The sequence below is a fragment of the Intrasporangium sp. genome, assembly GCF_040414665.1.
Lineage (GTDB): Bacteria > Actinomycetota > Actinomycetes > Actinomycetales > Dermatophilaceae > Intrasporangium.
Genome location: NZ_JBEDUL010000002.1, coordinates 35,380 through 51,392, shown reverse-complemented (window position 1 = coordinate 51,392; position 16,013 = coordinate 35,380). Strand labels below are relative to the sequence as shown.

The 16,013-nt window shown below is 70.5% G+C and carries 16 protein-coding genes; 8 read left to right on the top strand and 8 right to left on the bottom strand.

The features are described from left to right. Positions 1 to 12: 12 nt before the first annotated feature. Positions 13 to 531, top strand: a complete 519-nt coding sequence (locus ABF401_RS00370; RefSeq protein WP_353507534.1) for a DUF4395 domain-containing protein — start codon at positions 13 to 15, stop codon at positions 529 to 531. A 21-nt stretch (positions 532 to 552) separates the two neighbouring features. On the opposite strand, the gene ABF401_RS00365 is transcribed toward ABF401_RS00370, so the two are convergent. Then, complete coding sequence (locus tag ABF401_RS00365) at positions 553 to 1,236, bottom strand: TetR/AcrR family transcriptional regulator (RefSeq protein WP_353507533.1); 684 nt, start codon at positions 1,234 to 1,236, stop codon at positions 553 to 555. Positions 1,237 to 1,298: 62 nt separating this feature from the next. Between ABF401_RS00365 and ABF401_RS00360 the strand changes: the two genes are divergently transcribed. After that, complete coding sequence (locus ABF401_RS00360; RefSeq protein ID WP_353507532.1) at positions 1,299 to 1,907, top strand: class I SAM-dependent methyltransferase; 609 nt, start codon at positions 1,299 to 1,301, stop codon at positions 1,905 to 1,907. Between the two features lie 17 nt (positions 1,908 to 1,924). Here ABF401_RS00360 and ABF401_RS00355 read toward each other — a convergent pair whose 3' ends face one another. Further along, positions 1,925 to 3,289: a CoA transferase gene (locus ABF401_RS00355; RefSeq protein WP_353507531.1), complete on the bottom strand. Its 1,365-nt coding sequence runs from the start codon at positions 3,287 to 3,289 to the stop codon at positions 1,925 to 1,927. A gap of 293 nt (positions 3,290 to 3,582) precedes the next feature. On the opposite strand from ABF401_RS00355, the gene ABF401_RS00350 reads away from it, so the two are divergent. Then, positions 3,583 to 4,842: an ATP-grasp domain-containing protein gene (locus ABF401_RS00350; protein ID WP_353507530.1), complete on the top strand. Its 1,260-nt coding sequence runs from the start codon at positions 3,583 to 3,585 to the stop codon at positions 4,840 to 4,842. Positions 4,843 to 4,964: 122 nt separating this feature from the next. Continuing rightward, positions 4,965 to 5,543, top strand: a complete 579-nt coding sequence (locus ABF401_RS00345; RefSeq protein WP_353507529.1) for a type 1 glutamine amidotransferase domain-containing protein — start codon at positions 4,965 to 4,967, stop codon at positions 5,541 to 5,543. Positions 5,544 to 5,566: 23 nt separating this feature from the next. On the opposite strand, the gene ABF401_RS00340 is transcribed toward ABF401_RS00345, so the two are convergent. Next, a complete protein-coding gene (locus ABF401_RS00340) occupies positions 5,567 to 6,196 on the bottom strand; it encodes a DUF1345 domain-containing protein (RefSeq protein ID WP_353507528.1) in 630 nt (209 codons plus the stop codon). 50 nt (positions 6,197 to 6,246) lie between these two features. Here ABF401_RS00340 and ABF401_RS00335 point away from each other — a divergent pair, with 50 nt between their 5' ends. Genes ABF401_RS00335 through ABF401_RS00325 form a run of 3 tightly spaced genes read left to right on the top strand, consistent with a single transcriptional unit; the run spans position 6,247 to position 8,649 of the window. Then, positions 6,247 to 7,176, top strand: coding sequence for a diacylglycerol/lipid kinase family protein (locus ABF401_RS00335; RefSeq protein WP_353507527.1), 930 nt, complete (start codon positions 6,247 to 6,249; stop codon positions 7,174 to 7,176). After that, complete coding sequence (locus tag ABF401_RS00330; protein ID WP_353507526.1) at positions 7,169 to 7,960, top strand: phosphatase PAP2 family protein; 792 nt, start codon at positions 7,169 to 7,171, stop codon at positions 7,958 to 7,960. Before ABF401_RS00335 ends, ABF401_RS00330 begins: the two co-directional genes overlap by 8 nt. Next, on the top strand, positions 7,957 to 8,649 hold the full coding sequence (locus ABF401_RS00325) for a phosphatase PAP2 family protein (protein ID WP_353507525.1): 693 nt from the start codon (positions 7,957 to 7,959) through the stop codon (positions 8,647 to 8,649). Before ABF401_RS00330 ends, ABF401_RS00325 begins: the two co-directional genes overlap by 4 nt. 28 nt (positions 8,650 to 8,677) lie before the next feature. Here the strand turns inward: ABF401_RS00325 and ABF401_RS00320 are convergent, their stop codons facing one another. Next, positions 8,678 to 9,475 carry a DUF1206 domain-containing protein gene (locus tag ABF401_RS00320; RefSeq protein ID WP_353507524.1) on the bottom strand — a complete coding sequence of 266 codons (798 nt, stop codon included), beginning with the start codon at positions 9,473 to 9,475 and terminating at the stop codon, positions 8,678 to 8,680. A 108-nt stretch (positions 9,476 to 9,583) separates the two neighbouring features. Here ABF401_RS00320 and ABF401_RS00315 point away from each other — a divergent pair, with 108 nt between their 5' ends. Beyond that, positions 9,584 to 10,555, top strand: coding sequence for a zinc-binding dehydrogenase (locus tag ABF401_RS00315; protein ID WP_353507523.1), 972 nt, complete (start codon positions 9,584 to 9,586; stop codon positions 10,553 to 10,555). Here the strand turns inward: ABF401_RS00315 and ABF401_RS00310 are convergent. The 4 genes from ABF401_RS00310 to ABF401_RS00295 all read right to left on the bottom strand — a co-directional run bounded on the left by ABF401_RS00310 (position 10,552) and on the right by ABF401_RS00295 (position 15,988). Further along, positions 10,552 to 13,107 (bottom strand): DEAD/DEAH box helicase, encoded by a 2,556-nt coding sequence (locus ABF401_RS00310; RefSeq protein WP_353507522.1) that lies wholly within the window; start codon positions 13,105 to 13,107, stop codon positions 10,552 to 10,554. The two genes, ABF401_RS00315 and ABF401_RS00310, sit on opposite strands and share 4 nt — an antisense overlap. Before the next feature lie 63 nt (positions 13,108 to 13,170). After that, on the bottom strand, positions 13,171 to 14,031 hold the full coding sequence (locus ABF401_RS00305) for a coiled-coil domain-containing protein (RefSeq protein WP_353507521.1): 861 nt from the start codon (positions 14,029 to 14,031) through the stop codon (positions 13,171 to 13,173). A 114-nt stretch (positions 14,032 to 14,145) separates the two neighbouring features. After that, positions 14,146 to 14,886: a phosphotransferase family protein gene (locus tag ABF401_RS00300; RefSeq protein WP_353507520.1), complete on the bottom strand. Its 741-nt coding sequence runs from the start codon at positions 14,884 to 14,886 to the stop codon at positions 14,146 to 14,148. 10 nt (positions 14,887 to 14,896) lie between these two features. Then, complete coding sequence (locus tag ABF401_RS00295) at positions 14,897 to 15,988, bottom strand: FUSC family protein (RefSeq protein ID WP_353507519.1); 1,092 nt, start codon at positions 15,986 to 15,988, stop codon at positions 14,897 to 14,899. Between the last annotated feature and the right edge of the window lie 25 nt (positions 15,989 to 16,013).

Genomic DNA, 16,013 nt, shown 5'->3' with positions numbered 1-16,013 from the left:
GCATAATGAAGCATGCGTCTCTCCCGGTTCCCCGATATTGTCGACGACGTCACGGTCCGGCTCATTGCAGCCGTCGTCCTCGTCCTCTCGGCCGCCACGCTGGCCACGGGGCAGTGGTGGCTCCTCGCGCTGCTCGCAGTGGACTTCACCCTGCGCGCAACGCTGGGGCCGCGGCGCAGCCCCGTGGCCCGACTCGTCCAGGCGTGGGTCCGACCGCGCGTCCCGGCCGCGCCGCGCCCAACTGCGGGGCCGCCGAAGCGCTTCGCGGCTGCGATCGGAGCGGTCCTGACCCTCACCGCAACGCTCGCGTATGGGCTGCACGTGGCAACGGGGGCAGAGGGCCCGCTCGTCGCCGTCATGGGCATCACGGTCGTCATGGTGGTCTTTCCCGCGCTCGAGTCGCTCCTCGGCCTGTGCGTCGGCTGCGTTCTCTTCGGCCAGCTCATGCGACTCGGGCTCGTCCCAGAGGACGTCTGCCTCGACTGCGCCGACATCACGCGGCGAGCACGGGTACGGGCCCTCTCCTCCTGAGCCCGAACCACTCAGCCCGGCTCAGTCGGGTCCGTCGGGGTCGGTCCGGCTCGGACTCAGAGGGGGCAGGAGGGTCGACTCGAGCGTCTCCCGGACCCAGGCGGTGAACCGGTCCAGGTCCCAGCCAAGCTCATCGACGAGGAGCCGGTGCATCGGCGGCCCGGTCAGGGCCCACACGGTCGCCGCGGCATCCTCGACCGTGAGCCCGTCGCGGAGGGGTCCGTGCGCCGCGATCCACTCGACCAGCTGGGTCAGATTGGCCAGACGGGTCCGGTGCATGGCGCGATGCTTCTCCGCGATCTCGGGGTCGACGAGGGCGGCTGACTGCATGACGTCGTCGATCGGGCGGGCCCGGCTCGTTCGCCCGGAGATGTCCGCTGCGAAGAGCGCGATCTGCCGCCGCTGGTCCGGTTCCTGGCGGACGGCCTGAGGTCGCTCCTGCTCCAGGACGCGCGGACTCTCGACGTCGCCGGTGACGCTGTAGTTGAGGACCTCGACGAGCAGCCGGCGCTTCGTCTTGAAGTGGAGGTAGACCAGATCCTCGCTGACCCCCGCCTCGGCGGCGACCGCCGCCACGGACGTGTGCGGGTAGCCGTTCGCGATGAACAGCTCGCGCGCAGCGCGCAGGATCGACTCGCGGTTGGCGCGGGCCCGCTCGGCCCGCACGGTGGAGCGGTAGGCCCGCCTCTTGACAGGTTCGGTCATCGAGGATCACCCTAGACCTACTTTCATTCGGGTATCACCCGAAGCAAATGGAGGAGGCACGGATGAGCACGGGTTATGCACTGGCCTACCGCTTCGGAGTCACGCCTTGGGAGCGCGCCGGCAAGGTCGCCAACGAGAGTTTCGGCGCACTGCTCGACCGGGAGGAGGCCGACCGGGCAAGGCCGTTCGGCCGGGCGCTCGACCTGGGCTGCGGGCGCGGGCAGCACACGCACGACCTCGCCCGGCGCGGGTGGGAGGCCGTGGGGGTCGACAACGTCGCTCGCGCCGTGGACGCGGCCCGGGCCAGCGGCGGCTCATCGGCCACCTTCACGGTGGGCGATGTCACGGACCTTCCCCCGGCCAGCCTCGGCAGGTTCGACTTCTTCCTCGACGTCGGCTGTTTCCACGGGCTCGGTGCCTCGCAACGCCAGGCCGAGGCCGCGGGAATCACGGCGTGTGCCGCCGACGGGTCCACGGTGCTCCTTCTCGGCTTCCAGCCCGCCGGTCTACCCTTCGTTCCGCGCGGCGTCACGCGGGCAGACGTCGAGGCCGCCTTCTCCGGGTGGGACCTCCTCTCCGTCGACCCCGCGGACACGAGCGGCATGCCAGGGCCGCTGAAGCGGACGAAGCCGCAGTGGTATCGGCTCCGCAAGCGCCCGACAACGGCCTGATCCCCGGCCCGCTGGGGTCAGAGCCACGTGAGGCCTGCGGTGCCGTACTCGCCCGGTGCTGGAAGGGGTAGCGGTGAGCCGTCGAGGGTGGCCGGCGACACAGCGCGGCTGAGCCGGCCGTACGGCGTCGACGTCTCGACCGTCCGGACGTCCAGGGCCCGGGGCCGGGCCGCCGGATCTGGTCCGGCGTCGAGCAGGAGGGCCGCGGTGCGAGCCAGGGACAGGTGGGCGCTTCGGGCTCCCAGCCGCGGCCGGGTCACGAGCAGCGCGAGGACGGCCGCCGCCATGCCGAAGCCAACCGCGACGTCGAGCGCCTGCACCGGTAGCGCTCCCGGCGTGAATCGCCCGGTGGCATCGCTCGACCCGTAGCGGTGCCCGATCCCCGACACTGCCTGGACGATGCTGTCGAAGCCCCGATCGAGCGCCCAGGGGCCGGTATCGCCCCACGCCGAGAGGCTGACGTGGACGAGATGCGGGTGCCGAGAGCGGATTGTGGCATCGTCCAGACCGACGCCGGCCAGAGCTCCTGGACGATAGCCCGTCACGAGCACGTCGGCGCCCTCGAGGAGCTCACGAACCCGGTGGGCTGAGTCCTCGAGACGGAGGTCGGCCAGGGCCGAGCGCTTCCCGGCACCGGTGGCGACATAGGTGTCCAGGTCCTCGGGCCGGTCGGGACGGTCGAGCCGGAGCACGTCTGCGCCGAGGAGCGCCAGCAGCTGGGTGCAGGTGGGTCCCGCCAGCACCCGGGTCAGGTCGAGCACCCGGATCCCGCTGAGCGGCAGGCCGGTCGTCGGCGCGAGGGGTCGCGCCTCGCCGCCGCGGTGGAAGGCGATCCACGGGGTCCCTTCGAGCGCCGTGGCCATGGGCGAGGCGCGCCACTCGTCCACCGCTCGCATCGCCCCGGCAATCCCGCCCCCCATCCGCACTCGGCGCTCCGCCTCCATCGAGTCCATGCGGCGAAGAACGTGCTCGAGCTCGCCGCGGTCCTGCACGGCGAGCGATCGCGACAGGGCGGCGGCGTGGTGGGAGTAGTTGGCGTGCAGCCGAATCCACCCATCGGACGTCTCGAACCAACCCGACATGGGCGCCCAGGGCCGGGGGGCGCGCCCGTCCACCCGGAGGTGGGCGAGGGAGCCGAATGCTCCCGCGACACGGTCTGCCGCAGTGCCCAGCCGGATCGGACGCCCACGTTCCTGCGCGAGGACGGAGGCGGCGCGCAGGACCAGCGTCACGCTCGCGGCGGCGAGTCCTTCGACGTCGAGCGGTCCGGCCCACCATGAGCGCGGGCCCGACCACGCGACCGGCTCGTCGACCATCCCAGGACCGAGGACGGGCTCGAGCGCCGACTCGATGGCCGCGAAGCGGCTGCTGGTGAACTCCACACCAGCGAGTGTGCACCGTGGAGCGGCGGCGGGCACAGCGGCATACGGCATGCTCCGGCTCTACGGGCGACACACCGAAACCACTGGCGCCCAAGCTCGCCAGCCGACACGCTTGGTCCTGCGCAAGGCGGGGCGAGCAGCCGAGGTGGCGTGCCACCGAGGTCCTGCGCGTTGGTCCCGCTCGATGGATGCAGCTGCCTGTCGAGCAGGCACTCCACTGGTAAGGGTGCGCCGGGGGAGCCGGGCAGTCGGAAGCCCCCACGCCACGCGACATTCCTGCAAGGATCGGCCCCATGGCGACGACGCGCACGCACCTCATCGGGCTCCTCCTCGGCGCGGAGGAGGACTGGCCGACGGCCTTCGAGGCGTTGCTCGGGCTGGTGGGGCCGATCACGACCGAGGACGGCGTCACGCATGAGCTGGCGTCCGAGCGACTGACGATCGAGCCGTTCGACCTGCGCCAGCCGGTCCGGACCGAGCTCGTCATCGACCGCCTTGCGCATTGGTACTACCACCCGCGCGAGTGGCTCAAGAAGGCCGCCCTCGTCAACGACACCTACCTGCTCAACAGTCCGTTCACCTTCCAGTCGATGGAGAAGCACAGCGCCTACTGCGCCCTCATGCGCCTGGGGCTCAAGGTTCCGCAGACCGTGCTCGTCCCCTACAAGAACCCGGTCGACAACGTCCGCTGGGCCTACACGAGCGCGAGGTACAACCGTCCGTTCGACCTCAAGGAGATCGCGAGCAACCTCGGCTACCCGCTCTACATGAAGCCCTTCGACGGCGGCGGCTGGCGGGGCGTCTCCCGGGTCGACGACGAGCAGGACCTCATCTCCGCCTACGACGCATCCGGTGAGATGCTCATGCACCTGCAGGCGACGATCGAGTACGACGTCTTCGCCAGGGCCCTGTCCATCGGCCCGGAGACGATGGTGATGAACTTCCGGCCGGACGAGCCGATGCACAACCGCTACGCCGTCAGCCACGGCTTCCTCAGTCCGCGCGCCGGGCACGAGACGGCGGCCATCAGCCGGATCGTCAACGCCATGTTCAGCTGGGAGTTCAACTCCTGCGAGATGCTCGTCAAGGGCGACGAGGTCTATCCCATCGACTACGCGAACGCGTGTCCCGACGTGGCCGTCACGTCGTTGCACTACTACTTCCCGTGGGCCATCAAGGCGCTCGTGCGCTGGTCGGCGTACTGCGTCGTCACCGGCCGCCGCTCCAGGTCCATCGGGCTCGAGACCCGGCGGTACTTCGACGTGGGCGACCGCAAGGACCTCAGTGACGAGGAGAAGCTCGACGCCTACCTCGCGATCGCCGACGAGTACTTCGAGACGGCGGCCTACACCGAGTGGTGCGCGCGGTACCTGGCGCACTTCGACGCGGCCGCCCTCGAGTGGTTCCGGGGCGAGGGGTTCCACCAGCTGCTGCGCACGACGGTGGACCTCACCTATCCCGAGCACGAGCGGGACCGCTTCATGGCGCACTTCCAGGGCCTCGTTGGCCTGTGGATCCGTGACGAGGAGTCGCGGCTGGCCGCACACCCTTAGGCCGTATGCCGCTGAGCTGGCTCTCCTGGCCGCGTGACCTCCGCGGTCGGTGGGGTAAGGGCGCGTGACCAGCACCCAGCGACGCCCTGCGATGGCGTCCACTCACCGAAAGGGCCCAGCCGATGTCCAAGAAGGTCGCGTTCCTCGTCGCCGCCGAAGGGGTCGAGCAGATCGAGCTGACCGAGCCGTGGAAGGCGGTCACCGACGCCGGGCACGAGGCGGTCCTCGTCAGCCCGAAGGCGGGCTCGGTCCAGATGTTCAACCACCTCGACAAGGGGGACACGCAGCAGGTCGACCTGACGGTCCCCGATGCCCGGGTCGGCGACTTCGACGCGCTCGTCCTCCCCGGCGGCGTCGCGAACCCGGACGCCCTGCGTCAGGACCAGCAGGCGGTGGCCCTCGTCAAGGAGTTCGTCGCCTCCGGCAAGCCGCTCGCGGCCATCTGTCACGCGCCGTGGATGCTCGTCGAGGCCGACGTCGTGGCGGGGCGCCGCCTCACGTCGTGGCCCAGCCTCAGGACGGACATCCGCAATGCGGGTGGCGACTGGGTCGACGAGAGGGTCGTCCAGGACGGCAACCTCACGACGAGCCGCAAGCCTGACGACCTGCCCCAGTTCTGCTCGGCGTTGCTCGAGTCGATCCAGCACGGGTCCGCCAGTCAGGCCGCAGGATCGGCCGCGGGGGCTGGCTCGACGACCTGACGGCGAGGGCCGGTGCGGCCGGGCTAGATACCGCCGAGGCCTGCGACGAGGTTGATCGCAGCGGCGATGACAACCGTGCCGTAGAGATACGCGAGCATGGTGTGCCCGAGGACGACGCGTCGCACCTCGGTGGTCCGCAGGGCCGTGTCCGACACCTGATAGGCCATGCCGAGCCCGAAGGAGAAGTAGGCGAAGTCGGAGAACGCAGGGTCCTCCTTCTGGTTGAAGTCGATCGGGGGATCGTCGCTGGAGTAGTACAGCCGGGTGTACCGCAGCAGGTAGATGGTGTGCACGCACAGCCACCCCACGGCGACGCTGAGCAGGCCGATGACGGCGTCGATGACCTGGGCCGAGCCGGAGGCCGAGCCGCCGATGAGCAGGATGGCGACGCCGGTGAGGCTGGCCAGGCCGACGACGATGACGACGACGTCGTACCACGCGCGGTCGCCATCGCGGCCCTCGACCTTCAGTCGGGTCGCGGGCGCGTCGTGGCCGAGCAGGTGCGCCAGCAGCGGCACCGCGAAGGCGAGACCGGCGACCACGAAGGCGACGAGCAGGCGTGCGAGGAGTGCATCGGCGGCTCCGAGGGGTATGAGCATTGCGACGACACCCAGGAGAAACGCGGCCAATAGTCGTCGACGAATGGTTGGCACGTCTCGGACGTTACTTGGTCGAGACTCCGGAACCGAAGAGGATGAGCGCCATGGCCCCGACCCGACGACTCGCCGTCGTCTACAACCCGACGAAGGTCGAGGACCTCGAGGCGGACCGGAGGGTCGTTGCGGAGGCCTGTCGTCGGCACGGGTGGGAGGAACCGAGCTGGATCGAGACAACGGCTGAGCAGACCGGTGAGAAGCAGGGGCGGGACGCTGTCGAGGCCGGCGCGGACGTCGTGGCCTCGCTCGGTGGTGACGGCACCGTCCGCGCGGTCGCCAGCGCCCTCGTCGGCACCGGCGTTCCCCTCGGCCTGCTCCCGGCCGGGACGGGCAACCTCTTGGCGCGCAACCTCGACCTGCCCGTGGACTCGACCGCGACTGCCATCGAACCGCTCCTCACCGGGTCTGACCGGCCGATCGACGTGGGGTTCGTCTCCGCCGACGGGAAGCCCGAGGAGGTCTTCCTCATCATGACCGGCCTCGGCTTCGACGGCGAGATCATGGCCGGGACGAGCGAGCGGGTCAAGGGCGTCATCGGCTGGCCGGCCTACGTCATGTCCGGCCTTCGACAGCTGCTCAACCGCGGATTCTCCGCTCGAGTCGAGGCGTCGGGCAGCGACGGAGTCGCCGGGTCACCGAGCGACCAGGTGCGGCGGCACGCGAGGACGGTCATCGTCGGCAACTGCGGCACCCTCCAGGGCGGGCTCGAGCTCATGCCGGACGCCACGGTCGACGACGGGGTGCTCGACGCGGTCGTCATTGCCCCTCGGGGCGCCGTAGGGTGGGCCTCCGTGATCGCCGACATCGCGACTCGGCATCGAGTCGGCCACCAGCGGCTCGCCAGGCTGCGTGGCCGAGAGTTCACCATCGGGACGGGGCGACCGATCGAGGCGGAGATCGACGGCGACCCCATCGGCCCGCACCAGCGCCTCGACATCCGAGTGGACCCTCAGTCCCTCTTGGTGCGTCATGGCTGACCAAGCCACCCGACGAACCACGCCGGCGCCGGGACCGCGCCCAGCGGCATACGGCCGGGGTCGTCGGATGCTCAAGGCGGTTGGCTACGGGCTGGTCTTCGCCGTCCCCCTCACGGCGCTCGCCTTCGTCGTGCGCCTCAAGGCCACGCCGGTCGTCGAGCTGGACCAGCGGGCGATCACCGCCGCGACCGACGTGACCCGGGCGAACCCGGCCCTGCGTGATGCCCTCATCGTCTGGCAGGAGTCGACCCAGCCGAAGTGGGTCTACATCGTCGGCACGGTCGTGTGCATCGTCATCTGGCGCCGCTATCACCTCAGGACCCGTGCGCTGTGGGCCTTCGTCACGATGATGGTCGCTTGGGCCCTGCAGCTGGGCATCAAGGAGGTCGTGCGCCGGGCCCGGCCCATCGTCCCTGACCCTGTGTCGCACGCGCCGGGCTACAGCTTCCCCAGCGGGCACGCCGCCAACGCCGCCGCCGTGGCGACGATCCTCACGCTGCTCGTCTGGCCGGTCATCTCGCCCCGCGCCCGTCGCTGGGTGACCGCCTGCGCGGTCGCCTTCGCGCTCATCACCGCTCTCGACAGGGTCTTCCTCGGGGTGCACTTCCCCTCCGACGTGGTCGGTGGCCTCATCTTCGGGGTCGGCCTGGGGGTCGCCTCCTACATCGGTTACCTCGGCTGGAGACCGGGCACGGAGCACGTGCCCCCACCACCCGAGGGCACAGCCGGACCCGAGTCCCGCGACCTCAACCCCCTGCCCCCCGACGAAGGCGAAGACCGATGAGCGTTGACCTCCACCGCTGGCAACGAGACGAGTCGAGACCCGGCGCGCGGGAGGCCTGGCGCGACGCCGCCCTCCGGGTGATCGCGCCCAGCCTCGTCCTCTTCGGCGTGATCGTCTCGGTCGGCTGGCTCATCATGGGTCCGCTCGCCGGGCTCCAGGGCGAGTCCGCAGTGAACCGGGAACTTCAGGGAGGACCGTCGCGCAGCACCGTCTGGGAAACGACGACGGGGATCTGGTCGCGCATCGGCAACACCGAGATCATCATCGCCACCTGCGTCGTCGTGTGCGCCATCCTCCTGTGGCGGACGAGGCAGTGGTGGTACTCCATCGTCCCGGCCATCGCCATCTCCATCCAGGCGACCGTCTTCGTCATCGCGGCGTGGATCGTCGCGCGCCCCCGGCCGGAGGTCGAGAAGCTGGACCCGGCGCCACCGACGTCGAGCTACCCGAGCGGTCACGTCGGCGCGTCGACAGCGCTCTACCTGACCTTCGCATTCATGGCGCAGCGGATCGAGCGGACGTGGCTGCGCCGGCTCGTCACCACCGTCTGCCTGCTCGTGCCCCTGCTCGTGTCGTACGCGCGGCTCTACCGGGGGATGCACCACCTGAGCGATGTCCTGCTCGGCCTCGTCAACGGTGTCGTCTGCGCCCTGCTGGCCTGGCACTGGCTCCGCCGCCGGCGCGATTGAGGCGCGCTGAGGGGCCGACCGGGGGCTGTCAGATGCGAGCCTTCTTCGCTCGCACGAAGGAGTAGATCGCGTAGGCGATGAAGCCCAGCGCCACGAGCGTGACGAGCCACTGTCCGGCAGGAGCATCGAGCAGGGTCTTCAGGGCTCCGTCGAGGCCCGTGGCCTGCTTGGGATCGTTCTGGATGGCCGCGATGCCGAAGAGGCCGCCGACGACGATGAGGGCGACGCCCTTGGCGATGTAGCCGAAGCGGGCCAGCTTCTCGACCCACTCGCCCGGGTGCTCCTGGAGGTCGGCGAGGAACTTCCGCTTCCAACCCTTGTGGATGTGGTAGATGCCGACGCCGATGATGACGAGGCCCACGACGATGACGAGGGCGGTCCCGAGCGGCTGGCTCATCAGGCTGCCGGTGAAGTCGGACGTCTGCTGGGAGCTGGACGAGCTGGCTCCGCGGGCGAAGGCGAACGCCGTCCAGGCCAGGACGAGGTAGGTGACGCCCTTCGCGGCGTACTTGAGCCGGTCCTTCGCCTCACCGCGGTTCAGCGCCGCTTGGAGGAGATGCCACAGCCCGAGGCCGAGCCAGCCGACGACCGCGATCCAGAGCAGCACCCGCCCGAACGTGTTCGAGGCGAGGACGCCGAGGGCCCCTGACTGGTCCGCGCTCCCGGACACGCCCAGGCGCCACGCGAGCGAAAGGGCGATCCAGCCGATGAGCAGATGGAGGACCCCGTTCACGGCGTAGCCCACCCGAGCAGCCATCAGGAGCGCATCCTGGTTCTCCGCTCGCCGAGCCACCTGCCTGACCTGACCCGCGTCCATGTTTGTCATCCTGCAACGTCCTTTCGCTCGTTTCTGCCGTTCCCTTACCCGCGCACGGCGCTTTTGCCCGCGAAAAGGACTGGACCTCAAGGGCGCTTGAGATTGTTGGCTCGTTGCATGCGAGCGATCAGACTTCACGAGTTCGGTCCGGCAGAGAACCTCGTGCCGGAAGACCTTCCCGACCTGAGTCCCGACCCTGGACAGGTGCGCATCGCCGTCCAGGCGAGCGGCGTGCACCTCGTCGACACGACGCTGCGCCGGGGGGAGCCCGGCCCGATGCCTCGGCCAGCGCTGCCGACGATCCCGGGCCGGGAGGTGGCGGGGGTGGTCGACGCCCTCGGCTCGGTGGTGCCCTCCGAATGGCTTGGCCGCCGTGTCGTCGCCCATCTCGGGATGGTGCCCGGCGGTTACGCGGAGCAGGCGGTCACCGACCCCGGGAAGCTCTTCCCCCTCCCGGACCGCGTCGACGTCGCCGACGCCGTCGCGGTGGTCGGCACCGGTCGCACCGCCATGGGTATCCTCGAGAGCGAGCCGGTGGGGCCCACCGACACGGTGCTCATTCCCTCGGCCGCGGGAGGGCTGGGGTGGCTCCTGGCCCAGGGTGCGAGAGATGCGGGCGCGACGGTCGCGGCCCTGGCCGGCGGCCGCGAGAAGGTGGAGCGGCTCGGCGCGCTCGGCCTGTCCTACGTCGGGGACTACACCCAGCACGGCTGGGAGGAGAGCGTCCGTGCGGCGGTCGGGGAGCCGAGCGTCGTCTATGACGGGGTGGGTGGCGACGTCGGCCGGAGGACGCTCGAGCTGCTCGGGCCGGGTGGTCGGCTCGTCATGTTCGGATACTCGGCCGGGGAGCCGACGGCTTTCACGACGACGGACGTCATCGAGCGGGGGCTGACCGTGTCGTGGTCCCTCGGGGCGAGGATGCTTGCCCTGCCTGGCGGGATCCCCGGCCTCGCGGGCCGGGCCCTCGATTGGCTGGCGGCAGGGCGCTGGTCGCCGCTCGTCACGACCTACCCCCTCGACGAGGCGGCCCAGGCGCACGCCGACCTCGAGTCGCGCCGGACGATGGGCAAGGTCGTGCTGCTGCCCTAGCCGCCGAGGCGCCCCAGGCCGGTGACCGTGAGGACGGCCGCACCGACCTCGTCGCTCGCGGCGAGGTCGATCTCGGCCGTGATGCCCCAGTCGAGGTCGCCGTCCGGGTCGACGACGACCTGGCGCAGCCGCCACGTCCCGGGCAGCTTCTCGAGCTGCAGCAGCGACGGCGAACGCGCCTGCTGGTCGGTCGCGATGGAGTCGTGCTCGTCGTAGTAGGTGCCGAGGGCGTCGTTCCACGCCTGGGCGTCCATGACGACCTTCTGCGGCGGGTCGGTCAGCTCGGCGACGCGCGCCTCGAGCTCCCCGAGCGACTCCCACTGGTCGCGCGACGCGAGCTCGACCCGATGGAACATCGCGTTGCGGATGAGCACCCTGAACGCACGCTCGTTGGCCGTGATGGGTCGGGCGGGTGGCGCGACCTCCGCCTCTCGAGCCAGTGCCGTCGACAGGGCCTCCGCGGGATTGACGAGGTCCTCCCATTCGTCGAGCAGGCTCGAGTCGGTCTGCCGGACCAGCTCGCCGAGCCACTCGATGAGGTCCTCGAGCTCCTCGCTGCGGTGGGACTCGGGGACGGTGTGCCGCAGCGTCCGGTAGGCATCGCTGAGGTAGCGCAACACCAGCCCCTCGGAGCGCGAGAGGCCGTAGGCCGAGATGAACTCGTTGAACGTCATGCCGCGCTCGTACATCTCGCGGACCACCGACTTCGGCGACAGGGCGTCGGCCGAGACCCATGGATGGGTCTGCCGGTAGGTCGCGAGCATCGCCTCGAGCAGGTCCCCGAGCGGTTTGGGCCAGGTGACCTCCTCGAGCCGCTCCATCCGCTCCTCGTACTCGATCCCGTCGAGCTTCATCGCCGCGACGGCCTCTCCGCGGGCCCGGTGTTCCTGGGCCCACAGGACCTGGCGGGGGTCCTCGAGGATGGCCTCGATGACCGACACGATGTCGCGGGCATGCGTCTCCGACTCCGGGTCAAGGGTGTCCATGACGGCGAGCGCGAACGGCGCGAGCGGCTGGTTGAGCGCGAAGTCCCGTTGGAGGTCGATCGTCAGCGCGTGGCGCCGCCCGGACGCGTCGGCGTGGGGCAGCCGCTCGACGACGCCGGATGTGAGCAGCTCCCTGGCGAGGACGAGCGCATGGCGCCCCAGCCGGCGCTGGTCCTTGTCGTCATGGTGGCTCTCCCTGATGAGCCGCACCGCGTGCGCCACCGGATTGCCCTCCCTGGCAAGGAGATTGATGAGCACCGAGTGAGACATCCGCAGCCGGGGCTGGAGCGGCTCCGGCTCCGCCGCGATGAGCCGCTCGAACGTCTCGCGCGACCAGCTCACAAACCCCTCGGGCGCCTTCTTGCGCTGGACCTTCCGCTGCTTCTTCGGGTCGTCGCCCGCCTTCTCGAGGGCGCGGAGGTTCTCGATGACGTGCTCCGGCGCCTGCGCAACGACCCAGCCCCGCGCGTCGAATCCGGCCCGTCCGGCCCGCCCGACGATCTGGTGGAACTCCCGGGCCTTGAGCAGCCGCTGCTTCGTCCCGTCGAACTTCGTCAGCCCGGTGAGCAGGACGGTGCGGATCGGCACGTTGATCCCGACGCCGAGCGTGTCGGTGCCGCAGATGACCTTGAGGAGGCCGTCCTGGGCCAGCTGCTCGACAAGTCGGCGGTACTTCGGCAGCATGCCGGCGTGGTGGACGCCGATGCCGTGTCGCACGAGCCGTGACAGGGTCCGGCCGAAGCCGGCCCCGAACCGGAAGCCGCCGATCCGGTCGGCGATCGCATCCCGTTCCTGGCGCGTCGTGATCCGTGCGCCGACGAGGGCCTGGGCGCGCTCGAGCGCTGCCGCCTGCGTGAAGTGGACGACGTAAACGGGCGCCCGGTCGTGCTCCAGCAGCTCCTCGATGGTCTCGTTGATCGGCGTCTCCGCGTAGGAGAACTCGAGCGGCACGGGCCGTTCGGTGCCGGTGATCACGGCCGTGGCCCGCCCCGTCCGCCGGGTCAGGTCGTCGCGGAACATCGTCACGTCACCGAGGGTCGCGGACATGAGGATGACCTGGGCCTGGGGGAGCTCGAGAATCGGCACCTGCCAGGCCCAGCCGCGATCCGGCTCGGAATAGAAGTGGAACTCGTCCATGATGACGAGGCCGACGTCGGCGGTCGCCCCTTGGCGAAGGGCGAGATTGGCGAGGATCTCGGCCGTGCAGCAGATGATGGGCGCGTCGGAGTTGACCGATGCGTCGCCGGTGATCATCCCGACGTTCTCGGCGCCGAACTGGTCGACGAGGGCGAAGAACTTCTCGGACACGAGCGCCTTGATCGGCGCGGTGTAGAAGGAGACCCGGTCCTCGGCGAGGGCGGTGAGGATGGCGGCGCTCGCAACGAGCGACTTCCCGGAGCCGGTGGGAGTCGAGAGGATGAGGTTGCTACCGCTCAGCACCTCGAGGAACGCCTCCTCCTGGTGCGGATACAGGATGAGCCCCTGGTCGGTCGCCCACCCGACGAACGCCTCGTACAGGGAGTCGGGGTCGACGTCCCGTGGGATGCGCTCGGTGAGGTTCTTCACCCCGCGAGTATGGCGCCTCAGAACGATGCCGTATGCCGCTGGGCTGGCTTCCCGGGACCGGGCTCAGGCCGCGCACCCACCGAGTGCGATCGTGCGGTCGATCGCACTGATCTGGTCCTCGGCGCTGCGGAGCTCGTCCTGCAGGCCCTGCAGCCTGGCCGTCTCGGCGAGGATTGCGTCGTTGTTCGCCTTCTCCTGTGCCTCGAGGCCGCGAAGGGCCGCCTGCTCGGCGGCGGCCTGGGTGTCCAGCGACATGAGGTGGCCCTGCAGCGTTGCCAGCTGGGCCTCCGTCGCGGCGATCTCGTCGCCCAGCTGGTTCAGCTGAACCAGCAGCGCAGCGATCCGGGCCTGGAGGTCGAGGACGGCAGCATCACCGGGCGTTGCCTGGGGAAGGAGGTCGTTGAGCTCGGCCACCAGCGTGTCCAGCCGCGTCTGGACGTCGGTCCGTTGCGCCTGCAGGCTGAACAGCGTCTTCTGCAGGGTGGCGATGTGATCGGCGACGCTGGCCTGCTGCGCGCTGATTGAGTCCAGGGTGAGGTGGCGGGTCTTGAGGCCCTCCTCGAGCTCGACGCCTTTGGCCTCGAGCTCGGCGAGCTGCTGGTTGGCCTGGTCGACCTGTGCCTGCAGGTCCGTGGCCTGCTCCTGCAGGGCGGTGCGCCGTGCCGTCATGGACCCGATCAGGTCCGCATTCTGCCTCGCCGCGGCCTTGAGGAGGTTCGCCTGCACGGTGCCGCGGGACGCCAGCTGGTTCAGGACTCCGTGGCAGATGCCGATGGTCGTGGAGGTGGCTGCGGCAGACGCCGGTCCCCCCGAGAGCACGCCGACCAGGGCCGCTGCGAGGGCCAACGCCGCTGCGGGCCGACGGCCGGGGGACCTCCGGCGGATGACCGAGGCCGTGCGGGCAGATCTGTCGAAACCGGACATGTCTGGGTGCTGCCTTCTATTGGACCCCCCTGAGCCTTCTTTCGGGGCATCGTAGATGGGCGGGGTCACCTCACGCACGAGAATCGACGTGCTGGCCCGGCACGAGGATCGGATTCACAGCTGGGCCCTCAGCACGTCGACCTCGCAACCCGGTGAGAACGGGTCGAATCCGTGCTCGGCGAGCCAGCGGATCGCCGTCAGGCTCCGTTGTGACCACCAGGCGCGGATGACGTCGAGGTCGACGTCCCGGCCGTAGCCGGCGACGACGTCGTCAAGGTGTTCCGGGTGACCGAGCGTGAGGATGGCGAGGTCGTACAAGGCATCGCCCCGACCGGCCTCGGACCAGTCGACCACGCCAGTGATCTGGTCCCCGTCAACGAACACGTGGGCGACCTGCAGATCGCCGTGCACGAACATCGGTGTCCACGGGCGGAGTGCAGCCTCGGCAAGCTCGCGGTTGCGCGTGACCAGCTCCGCGGGAAGGACATTGTTCGCAATGAGCCATGCGCACTCGCGGTCGAGTTCCGCCGCCCTCTCGTCAAGACTCGCCCCGGGCCACGGCGGCAGAGGCGCATCATGCAGCTTCCGCATCGTGGCACCCGCGGCGACCCACGCCGCCGCGGACGCGCCCGACGGCTCGCCGAGGCGGCCGAGCGGTGTGCCCGGTAGCGCGGCGAGCGCGAGGACGGGCGGGCTGTGCCACAGGATCCGCGGGGTCGGGATCGGCGCCAGGGTCATCGCCTCGACCTCGACGTCGGTCCGCGTCTGGTCGGCGTCGATCTTGAGGAACACCTCGCCGACGCGGAGGGTGGCGCAGTCGTGATGGGCCACCACGACCTCGACCTCTTCGGACATCGACCCTCCCTCACTCGGGCGTGGATGCGGTTCGCCGCCGGGGCAGACGGTCGGGGACGAGGAGGAGCACTGCCATGGCGACGAGCGAGCCGACCACCGTCTCGAGCAACCGGTCGCCCAGCAAGGGTCCCACGGGCGAGGGCGCGACCAGCTGTCCCATCAGCAGCGCCAGCGGTGTGACGAAGAGCAGGGCCAGGGCGTAGTTCCGTCCGACGAACAGCTCCGCCAACACCTGCAGCGCGGCGATGACGACCACGGCCCACACGCCCTGCTGCGGCGACCGGGCGAGCACGACTGCGGCGACTCCGATCCCGAGCAGTGTGCCGACGATGCGGTGCAGGCCGCGGACGAGGCGGGAGGCCAGGTCGGGACCAGCCAGGACGACGACGGCAGCCACCATCGCCCAGTACGGGTGCACCCAACCGAGAGCCGTGGCCAACGCTCCAGCCACAGAGAGCGCCACGACGTAGCGAATCAGGTGGGCCCGTGACCCGACGGGGTCCAGGGCGTCCCGGAACTGAGGCCTCGGGAGCGACGGACGCTCCCAGGAGCCCGGCTCGCGAAGGACGCCGAGGTGGCCGACCAGCAGCGAGAAGCCGGCGCTCGCCGCCGCGATTGCGGGGGCGATGACCAGGTCGACGGGCTCGGCCGGGATCATGGCGCACACGGCGAGTCCGAACACGAGGAAGAGCGGACCCGGCGGGTGCCAGGCATAGGCGTCGGAGGTGAGTGAACCCCAGGCCGCGAGCAGGGCGCCGGCGGGGACGACCAGCCACCGTGACCCCGGAGCGAGCGACACGGCGACACCGAGGGTCACGGACACGACGAGGGCGAGCCCGGCCATCGCCTGCATGCCTGTCCGCTCGGCACGCCGGTGCGCCCGGCCGTAGAGCGAGGTGAACGCGCCGAACGCGGCGTACGGCGTCCACTCCGGCCGGCCCACGGCGACGAGGAGGAGCAGGGGGACGAGGACCGAGATGCCGGCCCGGAGGGCGACGCGGTGCGCACCCCGGTGTGGACCGATGGTGACGAGCCTCCGGCCGAGCTGGCGGACGTGTCCGGCACGCGACGCACCGGGGCGCGGTACACCGGCCTGCTCCATCCACTCAACCTAGGCCCCGTTCCGG